This is a genomic window from Mesorhizobium captivum (assembly GCF_033977165.1).
GTDB lineage: Bacteria > Pseudomonadota > Alphaproteobacteria > Rhizobiales > Rhizobiaceae > Mesorhizobium > Mesorhizobium captivum.
Map to the genome: position 1 here is coordinate 1 of NZ_JAVIJB010000095.1, position 3,177 is coordinate 3,177.

Below are 3,177 nucleotides of genomic sequence, written 5' to 3' on the forward strand. Positions count from 1 at the left end.
ATCGTGAGCGTGACGAGCACCCCATCTTGCCTGAGGGCTATCCACTGGGGAGATTTGCCGCCTGATTTGCGAGGAGCGCAGGCGCATGGAGTGGGACGACCCTGATGCCAGTCATCAAGACAGTCATCAAGGCAGGCATGAAGAGGGTCACTATCGCCGGGTCGAGGTGATCACAGGCCGGCGGAAACGGCGCAACTGGACGCCGGCGGAGAAGGCGCGGATTGTTGCGGAAAGCGCGGAGCCGGGCGCCAACATCTCGGCTGTCGCGCGGCGTTGGGGGATCAATCGAGGTCTTCTTTCGGTCTGGCGACGGCACGTGGGGCTGGTGCAGGCGAAAGCGGCTGCGCAGACGACGCCAGCTCTGCAGTTTGTGCCAATTACGATCGCGGGCGAGGAGCGGCAGCTCGAGCATAGTGACGCACGGAAGAAGGAGGCGCCCAGGTCGACCGGTCGGATCGAGCTCGAGATCGGTCAAAGCCGCCTCGTCCTGACGGGCTCGGTCGATCCGGCCCTAGCGGCCGCCATCGTGGGTGCCTTGCGTGTGCCGCGGTGATTGCGCCAGCCGGCGACGTGAAGGTGGTGGTGGCGACGCAGCCGGTCGACTTCCGCCGCGGCATCAATGGCCTTGTTGCACTGGTCGCCTCGGCTCTTGCAGCCGATCCCTATTGCGGCGACGTCTTTGTCTTCCGCCCCAAGCGCGGCGACAGATTGCGCCTTCTTTTTTGGGACGGAAGCGGCATGGTTTTGGTCTCGAAATGGCTCGAATCCGGGCGCTTCACCTGGCCGCCGATCCGCGGCGGCTCGATGCGGCTGACGCGTGAGGAGTTCGCCCTTCTGGTGGCCGGCCTCGACTGGACGAGGGTGGCGAAGAAACACGTCAAAAGACCGGTCAGAGCGGCGTGAAGTGACTGGATTTGCTTGAAGATTCGGGGTCGCCTGGTAGGGTTGATCATGTCGCCCCGCCCTGATTCGTTGCCATCGGATCCTGCCGAGCTGCAGAGAATCGTTCTGGCTCTTGAAGCCGAGAACGCGGAGCTGCGCGTCTATGCCGATCTGCTTCGGCAGATGATCTTCGGGGCAAAATCGGAGAAGCTGGCCGTCCTTGATCCGACGCAGATCGCGCTCGATCTCGGCGACCTCTGCGAGGTGCCGGCCGCGGCCAATGACGATGTCGCCGAAGACAAGGATCGTCCGCGACGCAAGCACCGGTCGGCATCGCGCAACATGGGCGCCCTGCCAAAGCATCTGCCGCGCTGCGAGGAAGTGATCGAGCCGCAGAGCACAGTCTGCTCCTGTTGCGGACTTTGCCTCCATCGCATCGGCGAGGATATCAGCGAGGCCCTCGATATCGTTCCGGCACTTCTGCGCGTGATCCGCACGATCCGGCCCAAATACGCCTGCCGGGCCTGCGAGGCCCATGTCGTCCAGGCGCCGGCGCGAGCGCGAGTAATGGACGGGGGCATGGCAACGACGGCGCTGGTGGCGCATGTGGTCGTCGCCAAGTTCGCCTGGCATCTTCCTCTCTATCGCCAGTCGCAGATCTTCTCGGGTTACGGCATCCATCTCGACCGGGGCACGCTCGGCGGCTGGGTCGGACGGGCCGCCTGGTGGCTGAGGCCGCTTTACGATCGCCTGCTTGCCGTCATCCGCTCGCAGCCGCGGGTGTTCTGTGACGAAACGCCTCTGCCGCGACTTGATCCGGGACGCAAGCGGACGAAAGTCTGCCAATTGTGGGCGCAGGCCGTCGATGATCGTCCCTGGCAGGGACCGGCACCGCCGGCAGTCGGCTATGTGTTTGCAGAAAGCCGGGGAACCGGAGAGATCGAGGCACAGCTTTCAACATTCGATGGCATTCTCCAGGTCGATGGCTATGCGGCCTACAAGAGCCTGGCGAAGCGGCGGCGCAAGAGCAATATCGCACCCTTGCAGCTTGCCTTTTGTCTGGCCCACGCTCGGCGCAAGTTCGTCGAGGTGGTCAAGACGACGGGCTCGAGCGAGGCGCTGGCGGTGGTCGCCGCTGTTGCCGAGATCTACCGGATCGAGCAATGCATCCGCGGCATGAGCGCCGAGCAGCGCCTGTCGGTGCGCAAGGCCGAGAGTGCTCCGCTGATGGCGGCACTGAAGGAGCGGCTGGAGACGCTGATCGATGAGGTCTCGGCCAAGTCGTCGCTCGGCAAGGCCGTCGCCTACACGCTGGCGCATTGGCATGGGCTGACAGCCTTCCTCGCGGACGGACGGATCGAAATCGATAGCAACGTCGTCGAGCGTTCGCTCAAGCCGGTTTGCCTGACGAGGAAGAATAGCCTCTTTGTTGGATCCGCCCGCGGTGGCGAGACTTGGGCGGTGCTGGCATCGCTGGTCAACTCGGCACGGCTCAATGGTCTCGATCCCGAAACCTGGCTCGCCGACGTGCTCGAGCAGATCGTCTCGGGCGCCATTCCGGTCAATCGGCTCGACGAGCTCTTGCCGTGGAATTGGAAGGCAGACCGGGAAGCACGGGGCCAACTGGAGCGTGTGGCGGCATGATCGCTCGTCGGTCAAAAGCGCCCGTCGCCGCTCGGCCCGCCGCGGCTTCCTCGGTTCCGCCTTCGCGCCCGATGCTGGACGATGCGGCCTTCGAGACCTTCTTGCACAAGCAGCGGCCGCATCCGCCGGTCTTCGGCATGGATGGGCTCGACGGCTATCTGACGGCGCTCATCATCGGTCCGCGCTTTATCGACCCGCGCCAATGGATTCCTCTGTTTGCAGGCGAGCAAGCGTTGATGGCGCTCGAAGGCACGACCGAGGCGCTCGCCGTTCAGACGCTGGTTGCCAACTACAATCGCATCTCGACCGGGCTTGGCGAAACGCCGGAAACCTGGCGCCCGCGCTTTGCGCGGCGCAATGACGGTTCCTTCGATCCCTTCCACTGGTCGACTGCCTTCCTGCTCGCTACCGGCTACGCCACAAGGCTCTGGCGCCCCGTGCTCCGCGGCCATGCCGCAACCCGCGACATCATCGCCCCGATCCGGGACACAACGGGGGTGAACTCCCGTCTCGACGACGCGGGTGTCGCCGCCGTTGCAAAGGCGGTCGTCGCCATCCGCTCGTACTTCATGCCCCAGCGAGTCAAAGCGGCCCGCATCTGACCCTGCCTCTGTCAACCAAGGACAGCCGTGCGGTGCTCGTGACGCTTAC

General features: G+C 64.7%; 4 protein-coding genes. All 4 read left to right on the plus strand.

Annotated elements, in window-relative coordinates; translation table 11 throughout:
* The first annotated feature begins 85 nt into the window (after positions 1-85).
* The 4 genes from tnpA (at position 86) to RFM40_RS33300 (ending at position 3,128) form a co-directional block, all read left to right on the plus strand.
* Positions 86-553: an IS66-like element accessory protein TnpA gene (gene tnpA, locus RFM40_RS33285; protein WP_320279031.1), complete on the plus strand. Its 468-nt coding sequence runs from the start codon at positions 86-88 to the stop codon at positions 551-553.
* Entirely contained in the window at positions 550-903 is a 354-nt protein-coding gene (gene tnpB / locus RFM40_RS33290; RefSeq protein ID WP_320279032.1) for an IS66 family insertion sequence element accessory protein TnpB, read from the plus strand. The genes tnpA and tnpB overlap by 4 nt, the downstream gene beginning before the upstream one ends.
* A 48-nt stretch (positions 904-951) precedes the next feature.
* Positions 952-2,526: an IS66 family transposase gene (gene tnpC / locus RFM40_RS33295; RefSeq protein ID WP_320279033.1), complete on the plus strand. Its 1,575-nt coding sequence runs from the start codon at positions 952-954 to the stop codon at positions 2,524-2,526.
* A gap of 71 nt (positions 2,527-2,597) precedes the next feature.
* Complete coding sequence (locus tag RFM40_RS33300; RefSeq protein WP_320279034.1) at positions 2,598-3,128, plus strand: UPF0149 family protein; 531 nt, start codon at positions 2,598-2,600, stop codon at positions 3,126-3,128.
* The last annotated feature ends 49 nt before the right edge of the window (positions 3,129-3,177 follow it).

Excerpts from the sequence above, each read along its gene's own strand:
- tnpA (WP_320279031.1), top strand. The coding sequence starts at position 86 with ATGGAGTGGGACGACCCTGATGCCAGTCATCAAGACAGTCATCAAGGC.
- tnpC (WP_320279033.1), top strand. The coding sequence starts at position 952 with ATGTCGCCCCGCCCTGATTCGTTGCCATCGGATCCTGCCGAGCTGCAG.
- RFM40_RS33300 (WP_320279034.1), top strand. The coding sequence starts at position 2,598 with ATGCTGGACGATGCGGCCTTCGAGACCTTCTTGCACAAGCAGCGGCCG.